Raw genomic sequence first — 21,863 nt, 5'->3', positions numbered from 1 at the left:
ACCCAAACCTGCCGAGCACGTCCTAGGGTTGCTGTGTGAACGAGCTCGACGTTGTGGGTGTCCGGGTGGAAATGCCCTCCAACCAACCGATCGTGCTCCTGCGTGAAGTGGGAGGCGACCGGTACCTCCCCATTTGGATCGGTCCTGGTGAGGCGACCGCGATCGCCTTCGCTCAGCAGGGCATGGCTCCGGCCAGGCCGCTGACCCATGATCTCTTCAAGGATGTGCTCGAGGCCGTCGGCCAGGAGCTCACCGAGGTCCGGATCACGGACCTCCGCGAAGGGGTTTTCTACGCGGAGCTGGTCTTCGCCGGCGGTGTCGAGGTAAGCGCGCGGCCTTCCGACGCCATAGCCCTCGCTCTGCGCACCGGCACGCCGATCTACGGCAGTGACGGGGTGCTGGACGACGCGGGGATCGCGATCCCCGACGAGCAGGAGGACGAGGTGGAGAAGTTCCGCGAGTTCCTCGACCAGATCTCTCCGGAGGACTTCGGGACGAACAACAGCCAGTGACGTCTTTGGCGGCGGCCACCGGCACATCCGGTGAGCCTTTCCCCGTCAACGGTCACGCGAAACCACCCTCAGGGTGATTATCACTCGGCGTGCCGAGTGTGGCGATCGTTGACGCACCCCGGGTGACTGCCTACCTTCGAGTGGGCAGGTCAAGGACGGAGGTCGGCGTGAGAAGCAGCGGCGACGGTACGGCAGCGGGTGCGCCGTATTCGCAGCAGGGGAGTACGGCCGGCCGGACCATCCCGCAGTCGGCGTCGCCGGCTGCGGTGGCGGGGGACGGCGTGGCATCGACCGAGGACATCGGTTATCGCGGGCCCACGGCGTGCGCGGCGGCGGGGATCACGTACCGGCAACTGGACTACTGGGCGCGTACCGGCCTGGTGGAGCCGAGCGTCCGTCCGGCGTACGGGTCGGGCACGCAGCGGCTCTACAGCTTCCGGGACGTCGTCCTGCTGAAGATCGTGAAGCGCTTCCTCGACACGGGCGTGGCGCTCCAGAACATCCGGACCACCGTCCAGCATCTGCGGGCCCGCGGTTTCCAGGACCTGGAGCGGATGACGCTGATGAGCGACGGGGCCACGGTCTACGAGTGCTCCTCGCCCGCCGAGGTGGTCGATCTGCTCCAGGGCGGCCAGGGCGTCTTCGGCATCGCCGTCGGAGTCGTCTGGCGGGACGTGGACGCCGCCCTGTCGCAGCTGCACGGGGAGCGCGTGGACACCGGCGAGACGCTGATCGGGCACAACCCGGCCGACGAGCTCGCGCGGCGCCGCAACCGGGCCGTCTGAGCCCCTGAGGACGCCTCCCGGGGCGGGAATCGCGGGGGCCGGGGCCGTGATGACGCGGCGATTGTCAGTGCTGTAGGGCAACATCGGCTGGTGTGAGAGCCGCGCCCACCATCCTGCATCTGGACATGGATGCCTTCTACGCCTCCGCGGAGCAGGCGGCGAAGCCCAGCCTGCGCGGCAAACCCGTCGTGGTGGGCGGGCTCGGGACGCGCGGGGTCGTCGCGACCGCCTCGTACGAGGCACGGCGCTTCGGGGTGCATTCCGCGATGCCGATGGCGCAGGCCAGACGGCTCGCGCCGAACGCCGCCTATCTGGTCCCGCGCTTCACGCTGTACCGCGCGGTGAGCGACCAGGTCATGGAGCTGCTCGGCCGGCTCTCGCCGCTGGTGGAACCGCTCAGCCTGGACGAGGCCTTCGTGGACCTCGAAGCGGGCGGCACCGCCGACGACACCGCCTCCGCCCTGGAGATCGGCCGGGAGCTGCGCGAAGCCATCCTGGCGGTCACCGGACTGAGCGGATCCGTCGGGCTCGCCGGATCCAAGATGCTGGCCAAGATCGCCTCCGAGGAGGCCAAGCCCGACGGGATGCGCCTCATCGAGCCCGGCACCGAGCGGGCGCACCTGGCGCCCATGCCGGTGCGCACCCTGCCCGGCGTCGGCCCCGCCACGGCGGACCATCTGCGCCGCGCCGGCATGACGACCGTCAACGACCTCGCCGAGGCGGGCGAGGCGGAGCTCATACGGCTGCTGGGCAAGGCGCACGGCGCCGCGCTGCACCGGATGGCCTCCGGCCACGACGACCGGCCCGTGGTCGCGGAGCGGGACGCGAAGTCCGTCTCCGTCGAGGACACCTTCGAGGTGGACCTGCACGACCGCGTCCGGGTGCGCACCGAGGTGGAGCGGCTGGCCGACCGGTGCGTCCAGCGGCTGAGGGGTGCGGGGCGCTCCGGGCGCACGGTGGTGCTCAAGGTGCGCCGGTACGACTTCTCCACGCTGACCCGCTCCGAGACGCTGCGCGGCCCCACGGACGACCCCGCGGTCGTCCGGGAGGCCGCCGCCCGGCTCCTGGAGGCCGTGGACACCACGGGCGGGGTGCGGCTGCTGGGCGTCGGCGTCACGGGGCTCGCCGACTACACCCAGGAGGACCTGTTCGCCCAGGCCGCCGGTGAGCGGGCGGCGGCGGCCCTCCCGGACGACGACGGGGCGCGGCCGCAGGAGGACGCCGAGGGGGCCGTGGACGACGGGCCCGGGCCGGAGGAGGCCGCCGAGCAGCTCGCGGCGCGGCGCTGGCCGGCGGGGCACGACGTGCACCATGAGGTCCACGGACACGGGTGGGTGCAGGGGAGCGGGGTCGGGCGGGTGACCGTGCGGTTCGAGGAGCCGGGGGCGACGGCACCCGGCCGTGTGCGTACGTTCCGCGTGGACGATCCAGCGCTTCGGGCCGCCGACCCCCTGCCGCTCGTCCCGGACCCGCCGGACTACTCCTCCTGGCCCGCCAGCCGCCCGAAGTCGCGGTCGGGGGCCGGGGCGCCGGGGGCGGCGTCCAGGCCGTAGTGCCGGTAGAGCTGGAGCTCCTGCTCCGGGGAGAGGTGGCGGCCCACGCCGAAGTCGGGTGCGTCCTTGATCAGCGCCCGGTCGAAGGGGACGCGCAGGGTCTCGTCCACGAACTCGCTGGGCTCCAGCGGGACGAAGGCGTCACGGCTGAAGAGCCCGGTGCGCACGGCCGCCCATTCGGGGACCCCGGTCGCGTCGTCGAGGTACACCTCGTCCACGGTTCCGATCTTGGTGCCCTTGCGGTCGAAGGCCTTGCGGCCGATCAGGCTGCGCGGGTCGATGTCGGTCTGCACGGTCCCTCCCACACTGGTCGCGGCTGGTCCACAGGGACTACAGAAATGCAGTTCCGTGGTCTTGGCCACTCGAGAATTCTCGTCGTGTACCCCGCTGGTAGGCTGGTCATGGCTGCTGACCCCGTGCGGGAGAGTCGTCCGGAGCCCATCCGGAGGACGCCGAAGGAGCAAATCCTCCCCGGAATCTCTCAGGCCCCCGTACCGCACGGACGAGGTCACTCTGGAAAGCAGGGCGGGTTGCGCGCGGCCGATGGGCCGTACGGAACCTCTCCCTCACCGACGGTGAAAGCCGGCGCCCGCGTGGTGCCGGTGAAGCTCTCAGGTTGAGATGACAGAGGGGGAGGCCGTCAGGGCACCCGGCGCCGTGGTGCCCTTCGCAGGTCGTGACAGACCAGGAGGCCTCCACCATGACCCCCCGTCGCACCCCGCTCACGCAGCTGGAACAGGGCATTCCGTTCGAACAGCGCCACATCGGCCCCGACGCCGAGGCGCAGGCGAAGATGCTCGCCCAGGTCGGTTACGGCTCGCTGGACGAGCTGACCGCGGCCGCCGTGCCCGACGTGATCAAGAGCGCCGAGGCGCTGGCCCTGCCGGGGGCCCGGACCGAGGCCGAGGTGCTGGCCGAGCTCCGCCGGCTCGCCGACCGCAACCAGGTCCTCGCCCCGATGATCGGGCTCGGCTACTACGGCACGTTCACCCCGCCGGTGATCCTGCGCAACGTCATGGAGAACCCCGCCTGGTACACGGCCTACACGCCGTACCAGCCCGAGATCTCGCAGGGCCGCCTCGAAGCCCTGCTGAACTTCCAGACGATGGTGGCCGAGCTCACCGGCCTGCCCACCTCCGGCGCCTCGCTGCTCGACGAGGGCACCGCCGGCGCCGAGGCCATGGCGCTCGCCCGGCGCGTCGGCAAGGTCAAGAACGGCGTCTTCCTGGTCGACGCCGACACCCTGCCGCAGACCGTCGCCGTCATCGAGACCCGCGCCGAGCCGACCGGCGTCGAGGTCGTCGTCGCCGACCTCACCGACGGCATCCCGGCCGAGGTCGCCGAGCGCGGCGTCTTCGGCGTGCTCCTCCAGTACCCCGGCGCCTCCGGGGCCGTCCGGGACCTCAAGCCCGTCATCGACCAGGCGCACGAGCTGGGCGCGATCGTCACCGTCGCCGCCGACCTGCTGGCCCTCACGCTGCTCACCTCGCCCGGCGAGCTGGGCGCCGACATCGCCGTCGGCACCACGCAGCGCTTCGGCGTCCCGATGGGCTTCGGCGGCCCGCACGCCGGCTACATGGCGGTCCGCGACAAGTTCGCCCGCAGCCTCCCCGGCCGCCTGGTCGGCGTCTCCGTGGACGCCGACGGCAACAAGGCGTACCGCCTGGCCCTCCAGACCCGCGAGCAGCACATCCGCCGCGAGAAGGCCACCAGCAACATCTGCACCGCTCAGGTGCTGCTCGCCGTCATGGCCGGCATGTACGCCGTCTACCACGGCCCCGAGGGCCTGCGCACGATCGCCCGGCGCACCCACCGCTACGCCGCGATCCTCGCGGCGGGCCTGCGCGCCGCCGGGGTCGACGTGGTGACCGGCGCCCACTTCGACACGCTCACCGTCCGCGTCCCCGGCCGGGCGGGCGAGGTCCTCGCCGACGCCCGGGAGCGCGGGGTCAACCTGCGCCTGGTCGACGCCGACACCATCTCGCTGGCCTGCGACGAGACGACGACCCGCACCCAGGTCGCCGCCGTCTGGGCCGCCTTCGGTGCCGACGGGGACGTCGAGGCGCTGGACGCCACCACCGAGGACACGCTGCCCGAGGCGCTGCTGCGCACCGACACGATCCTCACCCACCCGGTCTTCCACCAGCACCGGTCCGAGACCGCGATGCTGCGCTACCTGCGTAAGCTCGCCGACCGCGACTACGCGCTGGACCGCGGCATGATCCCGCTCGGCTCCTGCACGATGAAGCTGAACGCGACCGCCGAGATGGAGTCGATCACCTGGCCCGAGTTCGGCGCGCTGCACCCGTTCGCGCCCGCCGAGCAGGCGCAGGGCTTCCTGACGCTGATCCGCGAGCTGGAGGAGCGGCTGGCCGAGGTCACCGGTTACGACGCGGTGTCCCTCCAGCCGAACGCCGGATCGCAGGGCGAGTTCGCGGGGCTGCTGGCCGTCCGCGCGTACCACCGCGCCAACGGCGACGAGAACCGGACCGTGTGTCTGATCCCGTCCTCCGCGCACGGCACCAACGCCGCGAGCGCCGTGATGGCCGGCATGAAGGTGGTCGTCGTCAAGACCGCCGACGACGGCGAGGTCGACATCGAGGACCTGCGCGCCAAGATCGCGCAGTACCGCGACGAGCTGGCCGTGCTCATGATCACCTACCCGTCGACGCACGGCGTCTTCGAGGAGCACGTCGCCGACATCTGCGCCGAGGTGCACGACGCCGGCGGTCAGGTCTACGTCGACGGCGCCAACCTCAACGCGCTGGTCGGCCTGGCCAAGCCCGGCCGGTTCGGCGGCGACGTCTCGCACCTCAACCTGCACAAGACCTTCTGCATCCCGCACGGCGGCGGCGGCCCCGGCGTCGGCCCGGTCGGGGTGCGCGCGCACCTGGCGCCGTACCTGCCCAACCACCCGCTCCAGCCCGCGGCGGGCCCGGAGACGGGCGTCGGTCCGATCTCGGCGGCCCCGTGGGGCTCCGCCGGCATCCTCCCCATCTCGTGGGCGTACGTACGCCTGATGGGCGGCGAGGGCCTGAAGCGCGCGACGCAGGTCGCCGTGCTCGCGGCCAACTACATCGCCAAGCGCCTGGAGCCGCACTACCCGATCCTGTACAACGGCCCGGCCGGTCTGGTCGCGCACGAGTGCATCGTGGACCTGCGCCCGATCTCCAAGGCGACCGGCGTCAGCATCGACGACGTCGCCAAGCGGCTCATCGACTACGGGTTCCACTCGCCGACCATGTCGTTCCCGGTCGCCGGGACGCTGATGATCGAGCCGACCGAGAGCGAGGACCTCGCGGAGCTGGACCGCTTCTGCGACACGATGATCGCGATCCGCGCCGAGATCGAGAAGGTCGCGTCGGGGGAGTGGAGCGCGGACGACAACCCGCTCGCCAACGCCCCGCACACCGCCGCCGCGCTCGGCGGGGAGTGGGAGCACGCGTACAGCCGCGAGGTCGCGGTCTTCCCGGCCGGTGTCTCGGCCGCCGACAAGTACTGGCCGCCGGTGCGCCGGATCGACGGTGCGTTCGGTGACCGCAACCTCGTCTGCTCGTGCCCGCCCCTGGACGAGTACGACAACTGACGCGGACATGCGTCGGGGCCGGTGCGGAGACTCTTCTCCGGGCCGGCCCCTTCTTCTTTTCCGTACGGTCCGCTCAGGCGGCTTTGACGACCCCGCTCGCCGCCAGGGGCCTGTGCGGGGCGATGATCTGCCCGTCCGGAAGCAGCTCACCGGTGTCCTCGAAGAGCAGGACGCCGTTGCACAGCAGGCTCCAGCCCTGCTCCGGGTGGTGGGCCACCTGGCGGGCGGCTTCCCGGTCGGCTGAGTCGGCTGTCGGGCAGGGTGGCTGATGCTGGCACATGGATGGGTTCTTTCGCTGCGTCGAGTTGAGTGACCTGCGGTGTGAAGAGGTGTTCATGACCGCCCCCGTATCGATCGGTCGAATCCCAGTGTTGCCCCACGGGCGACAATCCGCAGGGATTTCGCCGCAGCGCTTCCACTCCTCCCATGACGCGTCACCCGCCCGGACGGTTCAACTCAACTGCACTGTCACTTCGGGTGGTTCGGGGTGGCCGGATGGGACTAGTCCGGATGGGCGGGTGCCCTCCGCGCGACCGCGTGCTGTGCCCCGCCGCCGGACGGGGCGACGGGGCACAGCACGCGGAGAGGGCGGCCGCCGGCCTCAGGCCGGGGCGGGCGAGCCCAGCAGTGGACCGGGGCCGGGCGTGATGCGGGTGGTGATCACCGGCAGCAGGTCGGCGGCCCGGTGCGGCCGGTGGGCGGCGAAGCCGGGCGGCGCCGGGGACAGAGGCACGAGCACGTCGTCCGGACCCGGCGCGCCGCAGGAGGCGTCCGCCGTGGGGTCGCCGTGCAGCCACAGGGCCAGCATGTACAGGTCGGGGATGGACAGCAGCCGCGGCTGGTAGGGACCGCTCATCCCCTCGGCCTGGCGCAGTGCCAGCTCCGTCGAGGCGATGTACGGGCCCTCGAAGAAGTGCGAGAAGGCCCAGCCGTCCGCGGTGAGCATGGTGTCCGCCGCCGCCACCGCCCGCTCCGAGCTGCGGATCTGGAAGCGCCAGGCGGCGAGCCGGGTGGCGGGTCCGAGCCCGCCCGGGGCGACGCCCAGCACATGGACGGGGAGCGGGTGTTCGGGGCTCAGAGGTCCCTGTGCGGACCGCAGGGCGGGCGTGCGGGCCTCGCGGACCGCGGTCGGTGAACCGAGCGCCGCGAGGACGCTGCGCAGCGCGGGCGCGGGGGCCAAGGGAACATGCAGCGGCATAGTGGGTCGCCTCTCACTTCGGAGACACGGTGGTGCGCGGGCGGGTGCGGACGGCGTTGTCGGCGTGCGGGGCCAGAGGAGGCCGGTGACTGAGCCGGTGCGTCAACTCTCTGCCTCGTCCGCGGAGTTTATACGACACGTGTTCACGCGGTGTTTCCACTAGCCGCCACGGCTATTGCCGGCAAGGCGGTATCCGGACTTTATTATGCGGAGATCATGCTGATTCGGCGCGAGCGGCGCAGCCGCCGCCTCGGGTTTTTCCCGCGCCGCGGTCGGCCGAAACCCATCGGCGCTTTACGGGCCCGCCGTACGGGGAAACGACCCGGTGCGTCATGCCGAGTGAATGTGCCCGGGGCCCCGGCGCTCAGATTAGCGTGTGTGCGCCGTCCGCGGGGCGTTACGGATCACGTCCTGCGGGCATTATCGATCGTGATGCGGGCGGCGCGGGCCGCGTGCCGGCCACGTGAGGAGGACCCTTCGATGGGGGAGAAGGTCGTCGCGGGCGACTTTGACCTGTCCGACCGGCAGAGGTATCGGAGGAAGCTGCACCAGTGCGTGGAGGCGCTGTCCGGGCTCCTGGCCGAGCGGCGGTTCGACCGGCCGCGCAACCTCATGGGCATGGAGATCGAACTGAATCTCACGGGCGCCGACGCCATGCCGAAGATGTTGAATGGGCAGGTACTGGAGCGCATCGCGAGTCACGATTTCCAGACGGAACTGGGGATGTTCAATCTTGAGGTGAACATAGTCCCCCATCATCTGTCGGGGCGTGTTCTGGATCAGTTGGCAGAAGAGCTGCGGACCGGGCTCGGATATGCCGACCGGAAGGCCGGTGAAGTCGATGCCGGGATCATGATGATCGGAATCCTGCCGACGCTCGGCCGTGACGACATGGTCCGGTCCAATCTCTCCGACGTCGACCGCTACGCCCTCCTGAACGATCAAATGCTGGCGGCGCGCGGCGAGAGTTTCTCGCTCGATATCGAAGGCGTCGAGCGGCTGGTCGCCACCGCCGGATCGATCACCCCGGAGGCGGCCTGCACCTCGCTGCAACTGCATCTCCAGGTCACTCCGGAACGCTTTGCCGACGTGTGGAACGCGGCGCAGGCCGTCGCCGCCGTCCAGGTCGCCCTGGGAGCCAACTCGCCGTTCCTCTTCGGCCGCGAGGTGTGGCGGGAGTCGCGGCCGCCGCTGTTCGAGCAGGCCACGGACACCCGGCCGCCCGAATTGCGCAACCAGGGCGTGCGGCCCAGGACCTGGTTCGGGGAGAAGTGGATCGGGTCGGTCGAGGAGCTCTTCGAGGAGAACCTGCGGTACTTCCCGCCGCTCCTGCCCATCTGCGACGAGGAGGAGCCCCTGCGCGTCCTCGCCGACGGCGGGGTGCCCCAGCTGAAGGAGCTGGTCCTCCACAACGGCACGGTCTACCGCTGGAACCGCCCGGTGTACGGGATCGCCGACGGCGTCCCGCACCTGCGCGTGGAGAACCGGGTGCTGCCCGCGGGCCCGACCGTCGCCGACGTCATCGCCAACACCGCGCTGTATTACGGCCTGGTCCGGGCGCTGGCGGAGGAGTCGCGTCCGGTGTGGACCCGGATGCCGTTCTCCGCCGCCGCGGAGAACTTCGAGACCGCGTGCCGCCACGGCATCGAGGCCGAGCTGCTGTGGCCCCGACCCGGCCGCTCCGGCGGGCTGACCCGGGTGCCCGTGACCAAGCTGGTGCGCGACGAGCTGCTGCCGCTCGCCGCCGCCGGGCTCGACGGCTGGAACATCGAGCCGGCGGACCGGGAGCACTACCTCGGGATCATCGAGGAGCGCTGCAAGCGGCGGACGAACGGCGCGTCCTGGCAGGCGGACACCTACCACCGGGCGCGCGAGGCGGGCCTCGACCGGGGCGCCGCGCTCGCCGCGATGACCCGGCGCTACGGCGAGCTGATGCAGGGCGGCGACCCCGTGCACACCTGGCCGGCGGGCATCCCGGCACCGTGAGGGCGGGGCCGGTCCGTGCTGCGGACCGGCCCCCGGCCCCTGCTCACCGGCGACCGGCGCCGGCCCTCTACTCGCCGGCCGCGCGGGCGCCCTGGCCCGCCGTCATCACCGCCTGGAGGATCACCGCCTGGATCTCGGCCGGGTCGCTCACCTGGTAGCCGCCGCCCCCGGTGACCTTGGCGATCTCGTCCAGCTCCTCGCGGTCCGCCTCGGGCCCGACGGCGATGGCCAGCAGCGGGACCGGGCGCGTCGGGTCGGCGATGGACTTCAGCTCGTCCACGAGGGCGGAGCGCGAGATGGACCGCTCGTCCTGGTTCGACCCGTCCGTGAGGATCACCACCGCGTTGAACTTGCCCTTCACATAGGTGCGCTGCGCCTCCTTGTACGCGGCCAGGGCGGTGTCGTACAGCCCGGTCGCGCCGTCCGGCACCGGGCGCAGCGCGGCGAACGCGGCGGCCAGCTTCTCCCGGTGGGTGCCGCTGCCCTTCGCGGGGTCGCCGAGCCGGGCCGTCTTCACCAGCTGGCGGTAGTCCTTGTCCCCGTCGAGCGTGGTCGCGAACTCCCAGAGCCCGATCTCGTCGTTCGGGGTGAACTGGTTGAGCGCCTGGATCAGCGAGGCCTTGGTGACGTCCATCCGGGACTGGTTGCGGCCCGGCACCGTCGCGGCCATGGAGCCGGAGGCGTCTACGACGGTGGTGAGCCGCGCGCTCTGCACGGTGATCGTCCACATGCCGAGCGTCTCCTGGAGCGCCTCGTCCGTCGGGGCGGGCGGCTGCGTCGCGTCGTACGGCTGGGGCGACCGGCCGCCCGCCGCCGCGACCAGCTTGTCGTCCGCCGCGCCGTAGGTGGTCCGGAAGCCGTGCTCCCGGAGGGTGGTCAGGGAGCTCTCCTCGGAGAGCAGGATCATGAACCGCAGCGCGGCCCGGCTCTCGTCCGTGGACTGGCGGCGCTCGTCCACCATCGTGAGCGGGTAGTTGAGCAGCGGGGTGCCGTCCTCGGGATAGAACAGGTCCAGCTTGCCGTCGGCCGCCGACTCGGCGTTGTGGGCGAAGGCGGCCTGTTCGGAGAGGAGCACCGCCTGGTTGCGCGCCGGGTTGCCCTCCTCGGCGCCCGAGCCGTCCTGCGGCAGGGTCGCCACGACCTGGGTGTCCCCGTCGGACATCCGCTGGGCGAGCAGCTTCGCGGTGGCCGCGACCCGGGTGTCGCTGTCGCCGCCCTGCTTTCCGGCGGAGGTGCCGATGCTGTTGAGGGCCAGCAGACCGGTCGCCGAGCGCGCGGGGTCGGCGGAGCCGAGGCGTACCCGGTCGGACTCCATGGCCGCGCCCGTCAACTCGGCCCAGGTGTACGTCTTCTTCGGCCAGCCGAGGTGCTCGGCGGCCGCGGGGACCGTGGCGAGGGTGACCGGTGAGGTGGCGACGGAGCCGCCCGGGGTGATGGGGGTGCCGTCCCCGGCGCCCTTGGCCCTGGTCAGCCACAGGTCCGAGTCGGGCAGCCATATCTGGTAGTCGGGGCGGGTTCCGCTCGCGAGCGCGTCCGCCACCTTGTACGAGTCTCGGGCCACCACGTTCACGTCGACGCAGCGCCCGTCGGAGCGCACCTCGTCCGTACGTGCCCGGTCGGCGATGGCACGTACGGCGGGGGCGATGTCCGGGGAGGCCACCATCGACAGGTGGACCGCGCTCTCCTCGCACGACTTCGAGAACGGGAGCAGGCCGCCCTGGGCCGCGACCGCCGCTCCTCCCGCCACGGCGAGGACGAGCACGGTGGCGATGGCCACGGTCCGGCGGCGGCGCGGTGGACGGTCCCCGCCTCCGGCCGCCGCGCGGTCATCGGGCAAGCTGTGACGTCCCATGTCGGTGGTGCCCCTCCTTGAGGATGTACAAGGAAAAGGGGGACCACACCATCGGCAATGGCGCTCGTCCCCCGGCCAGTCGCGCATGATCTTCGTACCTGCATTCGAGACCCTAGCGGGGCGGCGAGGGACGTGGGACGCGAATGCACAACTGAGGGCAGGTGTACAGGTGGAGGCGGGGCGCGTGGCTGATTCTTATCCCCAGGAGGCCGTGTCACAACGGATTCTCCGGTCCGAGACGGTGCTGGTTCTGGCGCTCTCGCTGGGGGCGAGTGGCGTGTCCGCCCTTATCAGCTTTGTCGGATCGCTGACGAAACCAGGGGGTTTGAAGGATCAGGCGGCGACCCTCAACAGCTCGGCCGCCCCGGGCCGCCCTTGGCTGGATCTCGCCTGGCAGCTCTTCGGCATCACGACCGCGCTGGTGCCCGTCGCGCTTGTCGCGCATCTGCTCATCCGGGAAGGGACCGGGCTGCGGGTCCTCGGCTTCGACCGCACCCGGCCGCGCCAGGACGTGGCACGGGGCGCGGTCGTCGCGGCGGGCATCGGCAGCGCCGGGCTGGCCTTCTACCTCGTGGCCAGGGCCGCCGGCTTCAACCTCACCGTCGTGCCCGAGTCGCTGCCCGACGTGTGGTGGAAGTTCCCCGTGCTCATCCTGTCGGCCCTCCAGAACGCCGTACTGGAGGAGGTGATCGTCGTCGGCTATCTGCTGCGCAGGCTGGGGCAGCTGGGCTGGACGCCGATGGCGGCCCTCGTGGCGAGCTCGGTGCTGCGCGGTTCGTACCACCTCTACCAGGGCATCGGCGGCTTCGTCGGCAACATGGTGATGGGCGTCGTCTTCGTGCTGCTCTACCGGCGCTGGCAGCGGGTGGGCCCGCTCGTCGCGGCGCACGCCCTCCTGGACATCGGCGCGTTCGTCGGTTACGCGCTGCTCGCCGGGAAGGTGGGCTGGCTGCCCACCCCGTGAGCTCCGGGACTTTGCGGACACGCCCTACGGGCCGACGAGCAGTTCGCCGTCCAGCACCGTGACCGCGTGGCCCGTCAGCAGGGTGCGCGCGCCGCGCAGCGACGTCCGTACGAGGCCCGAGCGCGCGGAGGCCTGGAGGCCGGTCAGCTCGTCGCGGCCGAGCCGGGCCGACCAGAAGGGGGCCAGGGCGGTGTGCGCGCTGCCGGTCACCGGGTCCTCGTCGATGCCCACGGCCGGGAAGAAGCCGCGCGAGACGTAGTCGTACGCACCCAGCGGCGCAGCGGCGGCCGTGGCGATGACGCCGCGCCGCGAGAGGGCGGCCAGCGCCGCGAAGTCCGGGGCCAGCGCCCGTACGGCCGCCTCGTCCTTCAGTTCCACCAGCAGGTCCCCGACCTGCGCACCCGTGTCGTGCACGGACAGCGGCTCCGCCCCCAGGGCTTCCGCGAGGCCGTCCGGCGCGGGCTCGGGGGTCAGCGGGGCGGTCGGGAAGTCGAGCGTGAGCGAACCGTCCGGGTGCGCGGCAGACGTCAGCGTGCCGCACCGGGCGGCGAAGCGGACCGTGCCGGTGGCGGCGCCCGTGGTGTGCAGGACGTGGGCCGTGGCGAGGGTGGCGTGGCCACACATGTCCACCTCGGTGACCGGGGTGAACCACCGCAGCGCCCAGTCGGCGTCGCCGCCCGGCGGCAGCGGGTGGGCGAACGCGGTCTCGGAGAGGTTCAGCTCGGCGGCGACCCGCTGGAGGAAGGGGTCCTCGGGGAAGCCCTCGGGACCGAACAGCAGGACCCCTGCGGGGTTGCCGGAGAAGGGACGGTCGGTGAACGCGTCTACGGTGCGAATCCTCATGCGCCGACCGTAGGTCTCCGTCCCGGCGCGGAACCAAGGCCAATCGCGGACCGGTGGCCCCGAAATCGCGCCGGGCTTGACCTTGTCACGGTGACAACCGCTTCACTCGGCCGCGAGGAGGTGGTTCCGATGACCACGGCGAATGAGGACACGGCCCTCACGCGCGCGCTGCGCGGGCTGGAACACGCGGACGCGTCGGTGCGGCTGCGGACCGCGCTGGCGGTCGGATCGGCGCCGGACGCGCGGCTGGTGGACCGGCTCGTGGAGCGGTGCGCGGCCGAGCCGGACTTCTCCGTACGGGAGATGCTGACCTGGGCGCTCACCCGGCACCCGCAGGACCTGACGGTGCCCAGGCTCGTCGGCGAGCTCCGCTCGGAGCGCCCGCGGGCCCGCAGCCAGGCCCTGCACACGCTGTCCAAGACCGGGGACCGGCGGGCCTGGCCGGCGCTCACCCGGGCCCTGCTCACCGACCCTGACGAGGAGGTGGCGCGCACCGCCTGGCGGACCGCGGTCGTCCTCGTGCCCGAGGACGAGGCGCCCGCGCTCGCCGCGGTGCTGGCCGGGCAGCTCGGGCGCGGGGCCCGCGAGACGCGGCTGAGCCTCAGCCGGGCGCTGATCGCGCTCGGTGCGGCGGCCGGTGCGGTGCTGCACGACGCCGCCGCGCACCCCGAAACCCGGATCCGCGAGCACGCGCTCGCCACCGAGGAGCTGCGGCGCGACCCGGACGCCGGGTTCGACTTCGCGATCGAGGAGGCGAAGCGGAGGGTGGCCCTCGGGCCGTACGGTGATCCAGCCTGATCCAAAACGAAAGGCCCTACGTGTTGATCGGTGAGGTGGCGCGGCGGTCCGGGGTCAGTGCGCGCATGCTGCGGCACTACGAGTCGCTGGGGCTGGTGCGGCCGACGGGGCGCAACGACGTCGGGTACCGGGAGTACTCCGGCGAGGACGTCCGGCGCATCTTCCACATCGAGAGCCTGCGGTCCCTCGGCCTCTCGCTGCGCGAGGTGGGGCGCGCCCTGGACGATCCCGGCTTCAGCCCGGCCGGTCTCGTGGACGACCTCGTCCGGCGGACCCGGGAACGGATCGCGAGCGAGACGGAGCTGCTGAACCGGCTGAGCCGGATCGGTGCCGCCGAGCCGGGGGACTGGGAGGGCGTCCTGCGTACCGTCGCCCTTCTTCAGGCCCTGGGCTCCGCCAGCCCGGGCACCCGGCAGCGGGCGGCGCTGTCCTCGGCGGGCGGGGCGCCCGTGCCGGTGGAGGCCCTGGTCGAGGCGGTGCTGAGCGAGCCGGATGCGAGCGTGGCCGGTGCGCTGCGGTGGGCCCTGGCACGGTCCGGCGGCGGGCTCACCCTGCTGGCGGAGGGCCTGGACTCGCCCGACGCGGCGGTGCGCGCCCGTGCGGTCCGCGCGGTCGCCGGGATCCCGGGCGAGGCCGCGAGCGCGCTGCTGCGGGACGCCCTCGGGCACCCCGATGTCGCGGTGCGCCGGTACGCCGCGCCCGCGCTGGGTGCGCGCGGGGTGGCCGATGCGGTGCCGACGCTCATCGGCATGGTCGCGGAGGCGGTGCGGGACGTGGACGCGGCCGACGCGCTCGGTGTGCTGGCCGCTGATGCGGAGACGGCCGAGCGGATCGCCTCCGCGCTCGTCGGCCGCCTCGCCGACCCGGCCCTCGACGCGCCCGCCCGCCGCCGCCTCACCCAGGCGCTGGCGGACATCCCGGGCCCGACGGCGACGCGGGCGCTCGGGGAGCTGGCGGAGGACGGGGACCGGGGAGTGGCGGTGACGGCGGTGTATCTGCTGGGGCTGCGCGAGGGGTGAGCCCGGCCGGCCTCAGCCCCTGGCGGCGGCGAGGGCCGCGGTGTCCATGTAGTCGCGGACATGGGTGATCAGGCCGTCGCGGACCCGGAGCACGAGCAGGCCGGGGACGGTGAACGCGGCGCCCGTGGCCGGGAGCGTCCCCGCCACCACGTGTTCGGCGACGATCACCTCCGGGTCGTCCGTTCCGTACGCGGACACCGTCCTGACCTCGTCGATCCGTACGGGGCTCGCGCCCCAGACCGCCCGGTAGCCGGTGCGCACGGCCTCGCGGCCCTCGTAGCGCGGGGGAAAGCCGGGAGCGGTGAAGGGGAACTCGTGCACCGCGTCGGCCGCGTACAGGTCCGCGAGATCGTCCGCGGACTTGTCGAGCATGGCCCGGTGATAGGCGGCCAGGGCCTCGTGGGGGCTACGGGCACGGGAGGTTTCCGGTTGCGGCACGGCACGGCTCCATTCGCTCAACGCTTGTTGAGTGTGACCGTAGGGCGGGGCGAGGGGTTCGGTCAACGGCTGTAGAGTCGCGGCGTGACCACGCCCCGGGAGACCCGCGCCGACCGCCGCCGCGCCACGGAGGCGCGCATCCTGGAAAGCGCCCGGGAGGAGTTCGCCGCCAAGGGGTTCGACCGGACGACCATCCGCGCGGTGGCGGGCGCGGCCGGCGTGGACCCGGCCCTGGTCATGCAGTACTTCGGCTCGAAGCGGGAGCTGTTCGGCCGGGCGGTGCAGACGTTCACCGCGCCGCCTCCGGAGGACGCGGACGGTGACGCGTTCGCCGACCGGATGCTGGCCACGCTGGGCCTGAAGCTGGGCGGTCTGCCCGAGGGGACGCTCGCGGTGCTGCGGTCCATGCTCACCGATCCGGCGGCCGCCGATCATGTACGGACCGCGCTCGGCGGTCAGATCGCGGACGCGGGTGCCGCCGTCCCGGCGACCGACGATCGGGACCTCCGCGCCGCCCTGGCGGTCACCACCCTGCTCGGGGTGACCATCGGTCATCAGCTCCTGGGGCTGCCCGTGTTGCGCGAGGCGTCGCCCGAACGAATTGCCGCGTTGCTCAGGCCCGCGCTCAACGCGCTGGCCGAGCCCGCGCCGTGAACGTGATGCGGTGCTCTGCCGGCGTTCTGCTCCCGCAGGGCGGCGGCCGCGTCCAGCAGGGTCCAGCCGTCCAGCTCCGTTTGGCGCCCGTCCGACGGCTGCCATCCCTGGGCCTTCGCCGCATCGAGCAGCGCGCGGACGGCACCCGGTTCGTGCAGGTTGAGGGAGGCGCCCCCGACGTGGCCCACGTCTCCGGAGCCCAGGAGAGCGCCGCCCGGGACATAACGGTCCGGGCCCTCGGTGAAGACGATGCGGAGGGGTCCGCCCGGCTCGCGGTGGAGCGTGAGGATCTGGCGGCAGGGCCCGCCGTCGTCGTGCCGGTGGCGCAGCGTCCACCGATACGTGTGCCCGTCGGCGACCAGCCGCCGGGCCTTCTTCGCGTTGCGGGGCATGGGGCGAGCGTACGGCTCAGTCCAGCAGGGCGGCTGTGAACGTCCGGCGGTGGTCCACCAGCCAGGTCTGTACGCGGTCCCAGCGTTCCCATCCACCGCGCTCGGCCAACGCCCGGACGTAGACGGGGTCTCCGTCGGCCACGCGGCGCGCGACGAAGGCGCGGCAGACCTCCGTGGCCTGCTCGATGACGCCGGGCAGTCCGGCGCGTTCCCCCGCCGGGAGTCCGTAACCGTCGGCGAGGATCCGCAGCCGTGCGACCGGGTCCAGACCGGCGGGGTAGAGCGCGGCCGCGGATTCGGGATCGAGCATGGGCGCCCAGTAGCGGGCCGTCATGGCGACGTCCCAGAGGGCGCGGCCCGGGGCCGCCAGGTCGAAGTCGATCAGGGCCGCGGCGCGACCGTCGCGGAAGACGACGTTGTCCGGGCACATGTCGTTGTGGCATACGAGCGTCCCGCCCTCCGGGTCGGCGAGGTCCGTGGGCCACGCGGCGCGGGTATCGGCCGGGACGGCCGCACCCGCCTCGTGCAGCCGCCGCAGCAGGCGCCCCACCGACGCGAGGGCGGAAGGCGTCATCGCCCAGTCCGGGAACGGCGGCAGCGCCACGTCGCCGGGGATGAACGTCAGCCGCTCACGGCCGTCCGCGGTGAGGTCCACAGGGGTCGGCGCCGCGTCGAAGCCGTGCTCCTTCAGCACCCGGAGATGCGCGTGGAGTTCGCGCGCGTGGCGTGGTGCGGGCCGCTCCACCAGCTCACCTCGGCGGAAGACGGCCCCCGCATTCGCCATACCGCCGAGCAGCGGCTCTTCCCCGTCCGTCATGGGGTCACGCTATCGCCGGCGCTCAGGTCGCCCGAACCGGAGCGGCCGTCTACAGGCCGAACCAGCCGTACAGGCGCGGGTGTCGGGCCTGCGCGCACGGGTCGTAGTCCGGGTCGTGGTCCGGGTCGTAGGTGGATCCGTACGGGTCGGAGGACAGGGTCAGCCCCTCGTCGGTGCCGGAGGACAGGGTCAGACCCTTGTCGGGGCAGCTGCCGCCGGCGGGCTGTACGGCCCACCAGGCGAAGAGGCACAGGCCGGCGACGGTGCCGAAGGCGGCGAGCTTGCGGAGCGGAAGCGACAGGAGAGGCGAGGTCACGTCGGGATGATACGGACGCTCGCCCGGCCGCTCCGGGCAGGGGTTGTCATGCGATCGGTTCCGATATATCGTTGAGGCATCGCGACAGTACAGCGATAACCGAAAGATCAACGTAAGCAGAGGAGTACGTCATGCGTTCACATGGATTCGAGCATGGACATGCACATGGTCACGGGCGTGGCCCGTACGGCCCCGAGGGGCGACGTGGTGGTTTCGAGGGGCAGCGGGCGGCGTTCGGGCCGTTCGGGCCGCCGTTCGGCGGGGGGCCGTTCGGTGGCGGACGCGGCCGGGGCGGCGGTCGGGGGAGGGCGCGGCGCGGTGACGTGCGCGCTTCGATCCTGGCGCTGCTCAAGGACCGGCCGATGCACGGGTACGAGATGATCCAGGAGATCGGCGAGCGCAGCGGCGGGGCCTGGCGGCCCAGCCCCGGCTCGGTGTACCCGACCCTTCAGCTGCTGGAGGACGAGGGGCTGATCACCAGCGCGAGCGAGGGCGGCAAGAAGCTTTTCACGCTCACCGACACCGGCCGCACCGAGGCCGAGACCGGTCCCGAGGCGCCCTGGGAAGAGGCCGGGCGCGGAGTCGACTGGGAGAGCATGAACGAGGTCCGGCAGGCCGGGTTCGGTCTGATGGAGGCGTTCGGGCAGGTCTGGAAGACCGGCTCGTCCGACCAGCGCGACAAGGCGGTCGCCGTCATCAACGAGGCCCGCAAGAAGCTGTACCTCATTCTCGCCGACGAGCACTGAGCCCCGCCGTGGGCCGGGCTCCTCGCCGTTCACGTGTCCGCGGTGAGGGGCCAGATCCGCGCCGCGTCGAAGCGGTCGGACGCGCGGGGGTGCGGTCCGTCGTCGTGGCAGTGGAACGCGCACCAGAACAGATCCGCCGGCAGGGCGTCCAGGGGCGCGTGGACCCGGTAGACGTACTCGCGCCCGTCGAGCGCCGGCAGGGACACCAGCCAGCTCACCCCGGTCCCCCTCCCGCCGCGCCGCGAACAACCACTCCGCCCTGTGGGACGTGTGTGAACGGGGCGTCGGTTGCCCCTCCCGCCGAGCGCTGTACGAGTCAGGTGTCACCGGGGTGACGGTCCTGACCGCAGCTGTCATGATGTGCCGATGCACGCGTCTCAGGGGAGAAGCGCCGGCCTGGGACTCGCCCTTGCCTCGGCCTTCGCATTCGGTGGTTCCGGAGTGGCGGCCAAGCCGCTGATCGAGGCGGGGCTCGACCCGCTCCACGTCGTCTGGCTACGGGTGGCGGGCGCCGCGCTCGTCATGCTGCCGGTGGCCTGGCGCCACCGCGCGCTCGTGCGCAACCGCCCCGTGCTCCTGCTCGGCTTCGGGCTGCTCGCCGTCGCGGGCGTGCAGGCCTGCTACTTCGCCGCCATCTCCCGTATCCCGGTGGGCGTCGCGCTCCTGGTGGAATACCTCGCGCCCGCGCTCGTCCTCGGCTGGGTGCGCTTCGTGCAGCGGCGCCCGGTCACGCGGGCGGCGGCTCTCGGGGTCGTCCTCGCGGCCGGCGGACTCGCCTGCGTGGTCGAGGTCTGGGCCGGGCTGAGCTTCGACGTGATCGGGCTGGCCCTCGCGCTCGGCGCGGCCTGCTGCCAGGTCGGCTACTTCGTCCTCTCCGACCAGGGCGGCGGCGCCGAACCCCCGCACCCGGTCGGCGTCATCGCGTACGGACTGCTGATCGGCGCCCTCGTGCTCACCGCGATCGCCCGCCCCTGGGGCATGGACTGGTCGGTGCTCGGCGGCGACACGGTCATGGACGGCGCCGCGGTGCCGGCCTGGCTGCTGCTCGTCTGGATCGTGCTGCTGGCCACCGTCATCGCGTACGTCACCGGGGTGATCTCCGTACGCCTGCTCTCACCGGCCGTCGCGGGCGTCGTCGCCTGCCTCGAAGCGGTCATCGCGACCGTCCTCGCCTGGGTCCTCCTCGGCGAGCACCTGGCCGCGCCCCAGCTCATCGGCGGCGCGCTCGTCCTGGCCGGCGCCCTCATCGCGCAGTCCTCCACGCCCCGGCCGCCCTCCGGACCGGTGGCCTCGGGGGCGGCGGCGGGAGCGCCGGTCGCCGTGGATCGCGCCGACGCCCGCCGCTAGGGCAGGTACGCCGGTACGCCGATCGACGGGTCCAGGTCGTCCGCCGGGACCGGGGTGCCGTAGGCCGGGGCGACGGGGACGACACCGGACCAGTACGGCAGGCCGAGGTCCCGGGGGTCGTCGTTCGGGCCGCCCGTGCGGATCTTGGCGGAGACCTCCCGCAGATCCAGCCGGACGACGGCGGTGGCGGCCAGCTCCTTGGCGTCGGCGGGCCGCGAGTCCTTCGAGCGCCCCGGCACCACCTGGTCCACGATCGCGTCCAGGGCGACGCGCCGCTCCTCCGGGTCGGTCACGGTGTGCGCGGTGCCGTGCACGACCACCGACCGGTAGTTGAGCGAGTGGTGGAAGGCCGAACGGGCCAGCACCAGGCCGTCGACATGGGTCACCGTCAGACACACGGGCAGCCCCTCGTCGCCGCCCCCGGCCGCCCGCAGCGGCCGCGAACCGGTCGAGCCGTGCACGTACAGCCGCTCGCCCACCCGGCCGAAGAGCGTCGGCAGCACGACAGGCGCGCCGTCGCGGACGAAGCCGAAATGGCAGAGGTAGGCGGCGTCGAGTATCGAGTGGACCGTCTCCCGGTCGTAGGCGGCGCGCTCCCGCGACCGGGTGGGCACGGTGCGGTCCGTCGGCTCGTAGCCGGATGAGGCGTCCGGGGACATGGTCTGCTGGGAAGCGGTCTCCGGCATTGCGTACTCCATTGCACTAGTGCATACTGTGGTTTGTGCTAGGAGAGTATCGGATCAGTGGACGGCGCGCACAGGACATTGCCGCCAGCGTCGAGCGCGGAGTGGCCTCGGGCGAGCTGCCGCCCGGGCATGTGCTGCCCCCCATGCGGGAGCTGGCGGCGCGGCTGGAGGTGAATCCGAACACCGTCGCGGCGGCCTACCGCACCCTGCGCGAGCGCGGGGTGATCGAGACCGCCGGGCGCCGGGGCAGCCGGATCAGGCCGCGCCCCGCGAGCACCGCGCGCGGTTCGATGCGGGTCGAGGCACCGCCCGGGGTGCGGGATCTGGGCGACGGCAGCCCCGATCCGGCGCTGCTGCCGAGTCTGGGCGAGGCGTTCGCGTCGGTCGCCGGGGCGTACGACCGCGAGCCCGGGCTGTACGGAGAGGCGGCCGTGGACCCGGAGTTCGCCGCGCTCGCGCGCGCCGCGATGGACGCGGACGGGGTGCCGGACGGGCCGGTGGCCGCCGCCTCCGGCTCGCTGGACGCGATCGAGCGGGTGCTCTCCGCCCACCTCAGGCCCGGCGACCGGGTCGCGGTCGAGGACCCCGGCTGGGGCGGACTCCTGGACCTGGTGCCCGCACTCGGCATGCGGCCCGAACCGATGGCGCTGGACGACGACGGGCCGTTGCCGGACGCGCTCGAAGCCGCGCTCCGGGCGGGCGCGCGGGCGGTCGTGATCACGGACCGGGCGCAGAACCCGACCGGGGCCACGGTCTCCGAGGACCGGGCGGGGCGGCTGCGGGCGGTCCTCGCCCGGCATCCGGACGTCCTGCTCATCGAGGACGACCACGGCCACGCCATCGTGGACCAGCCGCTGTACCCGCTGGCCGGGTCCACGGGCCGGTGGGCGTTCGTCCGTTCGGTCGCCAAGGCGTACGGGCCGGACCTGCGGGTCGCGGTGCTGACCGGGGACGCGGTCACCGTCGACCGGGTGGCCGGCCGCCAGCGGCTCGGGCCCGGCTGGGTCAGCCGCCTGCTGCAACGGGCCGTGGTGCACCTGTGGAGCACCGGCGCCGTGGACGCGCGCGAGGTGGCCCGCTCCTACGCCCGCCGCCGGGACGCCCTCGTCCTGGCCCTGGCGGAGCGCGGTGTGGAGGCGTACGGCCGCAGCGGGATGAACGTGTGGGTGCCGGTGAGCGACGAGACGGGGGCGGTGGCCCGGCTGTTGCAGGCGGGCTGGGCGGTGGCGCCCGGGGCCCGGTTCCGTATCGCCGCACCCCAGGCCGTCCGGATCACCGTCTCCCCGCTCACCGACGCGGACCTCGGGCCGCTGGCCGACGCGGTGGCGCAGGCGGCGGGCCCGGCAAGGCCGCTGAGCTACGGGTGAGGTC

The 21,863-nt window shown here is 72.9% G+C and carries 23 protein-coding genes and 1 riboswitch; of the genes, 12 read left to right on the top strand and 11 right to left on the bottom strand.

What is annotated here, in order from left to right; translation table 11 throughout:
- The first annotated feature begins 35 nt into the window (after positions 1–35).
- The 3 genes from OHS17_RS04925 (at position 36) to OHS17_RS04915 (ending at position 2,850) form a co-directional block, all read left to right on the top strand.
- Positions 36–512, top strand: a complete 477-nt coding sequence (locus OHS17_RS04925) for a bifunctional nuclease family protein (protein WP_026171779.1) — start codon at positions 36–38, stop codon at positions 510–512.
- Between the two features lie 167 nt (positions 513–679).
- Positions 680–1,297: a MerR family transcriptional regulator gene (locus OHS17_RS04920; protein WP_330311212.1), complete on the top strand. Its 618-nt coding sequence runs from the start codon at positions 680–682 to the stop codon at positions 1,295–1,297.
- 92 nt (positions 1,298–1,389) lie between these two features.
- Positions 1,390–2,850, top strand: coding sequence for a DNA polymerase IV (locus OHS17_RS04915; RefSeq protein ID WP_330311211.1), 1,461 nt, complete (start codon positions 1,390–1,392; stop codon positions 2,848–2,850).
- On the opposite strand, the gene OHS17_RS04910 is transcribed toward OHS17_RS04915, so the two are convergent.
- Complete coding sequence (locus OHS17_RS04910) at positions 2,775–3,143, bottom strand: PRC-barrel domain-containing protein (RefSeq protein ID WP_018105078.1); 369 nt, start codon at positions 3,141–3,143, stop codon at positions 2,775–2,777. The genes OHS17_RS04915 and OHS17_RS04910 overlap by 76 nt on opposite strands.
- A 116-nt stretch (positions 3,144–3,259) precedes the next feature.
- A riboswitch (glycine riboswitch) is annotated at positions 3,260–3,357 on the top strand.
- 193 nt (positions 3,358–3,550) lie between these two features.
- Between OHS17_RS04910 and gcvP the strand changes: the two genes are divergently transcribed.
- The gene (gcvP, locus tag OHS17_RS04905) at positions 3,551–6,436 is read left to right on the top strand and encodes an aminomethyl-transferring glycine dehydrogenase (RefSeq protein WP_330311210.1); all 2,886 of its coding nucleotides are present in this window, start codon (positions 3,551–3,553) and stop codon (positions 6,434–6,436) included.
- A gap of 73 nt (positions 6,437–6,509) precedes the next feature.
- On the opposite strand, the gene OHS17_RS04900 is transcribed toward gcvP, so the two are convergent.
- Together OHS17_RS04900 and OHS17_RS04895 are read right to left on the bottom strand one after the other, a co-directional pair.
- Positions 6,510–6,716 (bottom strand): DUF5999 family protein, encoded by a 207-nt coding sequence (locus tag OHS17_RS04900; protein ID WP_026171781.1) that lies wholly within the window; start codon positions 6,714–6,716, stop codon positions 6,510–6,512.
- A 321-nt stretch (positions 6,717–7,037) separates the two neighbouring features.
- Positions 7,038–7,634, bottom strand: coding sequence for a hypothetical protein (locus OHS17_RS04895; protein ID WP_161212326.1), 597 nt, complete (start codon positions 7,632–7,634; stop codon positions 7,038–7,040).
- Positions 7,635–8,114: 480 nt separating this feature from the next.
- Between OHS17_RS04895 and OHS17_RS04890 the strand changes: the two genes are divergently transcribed.
- Positions 8,115–9,620, top strand: coding sequence for a glutamate-cysteine ligase family protein (locus tag OHS17_RS04890; RefSeq protein WP_018105082.1), 1,506 nt, complete (start codon positions 8,115–8,117; stop codon positions 9,618–9,620).
- A gap of 67 nt (positions 9,621–9,687) precedes the next feature.
- On the opposite strand, the gene OHS17_RS04885 is transcribed toward OHS17_RS04890, so the two are convergent.
- A complete protein-coding gene (locus tag OHS17_RS04885; protein ID WP_330311209.1) occupies positions 9,688–11,472 on the bottom strand; it encodes a VWA domain-containing protein in 1,785 nt (594 codons plus the stop codon).
- A gap of 184 nt (positions 11,473–11,656) precedes the next feature.
- Here OHS17_RS04885 and OHS17_RS04880 point away from each other — a divergent pair, with 184 nt between their 5' ends.
- Positions 11,657–12,436 (top strand): CPBP family intramembrane glutamic endopeptidase, encoded by a 780-nt coding sequence (locus tag OHS17_RS04880; protein ID WP_330311208.1) that lies wholly within the window; start codon positions 11,657–11,659, stop codon positions 12,434–12,436.
- Positions 12,437–12,460: 24 nt separating this feature from the next.
- Here the strand turns inward: OHS17_RS04880 and OHS17_RS04875 are convergent, their stop codons facing one another.
- Entirely contained in the window at positions 12,461–13,279 is an 819-nt protein-coding gene (locus tag OHS17_RS04875) for a PhzF family phenazine biosynthesis protein (protein ID WP_330311207.1), read from the bottom strand.
- A gap of 129 nt (positions 13,280–13,408) precedes the next feature.
- Between OHS17_RS04875 and OHS17_RS04870 the strand changes: the two genes are divergently transcribed.
- Positions 13,409–14,077 (top strand): HEAT repeat domain-containing protein, encoded by a 669-nt coding sequence (locus OHS17_RS04870; protein ID WP_330311206.1) that lies wholly within the window; start codon positions 13,409–13,411, stop codon positions 14,075–14,077.
- Positions 14,078–14,097: 20 nt separating this feature from the next.
- Positions 14,098–15,096: a HEAT repeat domain-containing protein gene (locus OHS17_RS04865; RefSeq protein ID WP_330311205.1), complete on the top strand. Its 999-nt coding sequence runs from the start codon at positions 14,098–14,100 to the stop codon at positions 15,094–15,096.
- Between the two features lie 12 nt (positions 15,097–15,108).
- Here the strand turns inward: OHS17_RS04865 and OHS17_RS04860 are convergent, their stop codons facing one another.
- Positions 15,109–15,534, bottom strand: coding sequence for a nuclear transport factor 2 family protein (locus tag OHS17_RS04860; RefSeq protein ID WP_330311204.1), 426 nt, complete (start codon positions 15,532–15,534; stop codon positions 15,109–15,111).
- A gap of 84 nt (positions 15,535–15,618) precedes the next feature.
- On the opposite strand from OHS17_RS04860, the gene OHS17_RS04855 reads away from it, so the two are divergent.
- Positions 15,619–16,188, top strand: coding sequence for a TetR family transcriptional regulator (locus tag OHS17_RS04855; RefSeq protein ID WP_330311203.1), 570 nt, complete (start codon positions 15,619–15,621; stop codon positions 16,186–16,188).
- Here OHS17_RS04855 and OHS17_RS04850 read toward each other — a convergent pair.
- The 3 genes from OHS17_RS04850 to OHS17_RS04840 are packed head-to-tail and all read right to left on the bottom strand — an operon-like array spanning position 16,089 to position 17,713.
- Complete coding sequence (locus OHS17_RS04850) at positions 16,089–16,580, bottom strand: hypothetical protein (RefSeq protein ID WP_330311202.1); 492 nt, start codon at positions 16,578–16,580, stop codon at positions 16,089–16,091. The two genes, OHS17_RS04855 and OHS17_RS04850, sit on opposite strands and share 100 nt — an antisense overlap.
- Positions 16,581–16,596: 16 nt before the next feature.
- Positions 16,597–17,397, bottom strand: a complete 801-nt coding sequence (locus tag OHS17_RS04845; RefSeq protein WP_330311201.1) for a phosphotransferase — start codon at positions 17,395–17,397, stop codon at positions 16,597–16,599.
- 49 nt (positions 17,398–17,446) lie between these two features.
- A complete protein-coding gene (locus tag OHS17_RS04840; RefSeq protein WP_330311200.1) occupies positions 17,447–17,713 on the bottom strand; it encodes a hypothetical protein in 267 nt (88 codons plus the stop codon).
- A 131-nt stretch (positions 17,714–17,844) separates the two neighbouring features.
- Here OHS17_RS04840 and OHS17_RS04835 point away from each other — a divergent pair, with 131 nt between their 5' ends.
- Entirely contained in the window at positions 17,845–18,459 is a 615-nt protein-coding gene (locus OHS17_RS04835; RefSeq protein ID WP_026171785.1) for a PadR family transcriptional regulator, read from the top strand.
- 29 nt (positions 18,460–18,488) lie between these two features.
- Here OHS17_RS04835 and OHS17_RS04830 read toward each other — a convergent pair whose 3' ends face one another.
- Positions 18,489–18,677: a hypothetical protein gene (locus tag OHS17_RS04830; protein WP_330311199.1), complete on the bottom strand. Its 189-nt coding sequence runs from the start codon at positions 18,675–18,677 to the stop codon at positions 18,489–18,491.
- A gap of 148 nt (positions 18,678–18,825) precedes the next feature.
- On the opposite strand from OHS17_RS04830, the gene OHS17_RS04825 reads away from it, so the two are divergent.
- The gene (locus tag OHS17_RS04825) at positions 18,826–19,806 is read left to right on the top strand and encodes an EamA family transporter (protein WP_330311198.1); all 981 of its coding nucleotides are present in this window, start codon (positions 18,826–18,828) and stop codon (positions 19,804–19,806) included.
- Here OHS17_RS04825 and OHS17_RS04820 read toward each other — a convergent pair.
- The gene (locus tag OHS17_RS04820) at positions 19,803–20,492 is read right to left on the bottom strand and encodes a pyridoxamine 5'-phosphate oxidase family protein (protein ID WP_330311197.1); all 690 of its coding nucleotides are present in this window, start codon (positions 20,490–20,492) and stop codon (positions 19,803–19,805) included. The genes OHS17_RS04825 and OHS17_RS04820 overlap by 4 nt on opposite strands.
- Positions 20,493–20,527: 35 nt before the next feature.
- On the opposite strand from OHS17_RS04820, the gene OHS17_RS04815 reads away from it, so the two are divergent.
- On the top strand, positions 20,528–21,859 hold the full coding sequence (locus OHS17_RS04815) for an aminotransferase class I/II-fold pyridoxal phosphate-dependent enzyme (protein ID WP_330311196.1): 1,332 nt from the start codon (positions 20,528–20,530) through the stop codon (positions 21,857–21,859).
- Positions 21,860–21,863 lie beyond the last annotated feature (4 nt).

The sequence above is a fragment of the Streptomyces sp. NBC_00523 genome (assembly GCF_036346615.1).
Taxonomy (GTDB): domain Bacteria; phylum Actinomycetota; class Actinomycetes; order Streptomycetales; family Streptomycetaceae; genus Streptomyces.
The sequence above is the reverse complement of the archived record's forward strand: the minus strand, read 5'-3'. Positions and strand labels throughout refer to the sequence as shown.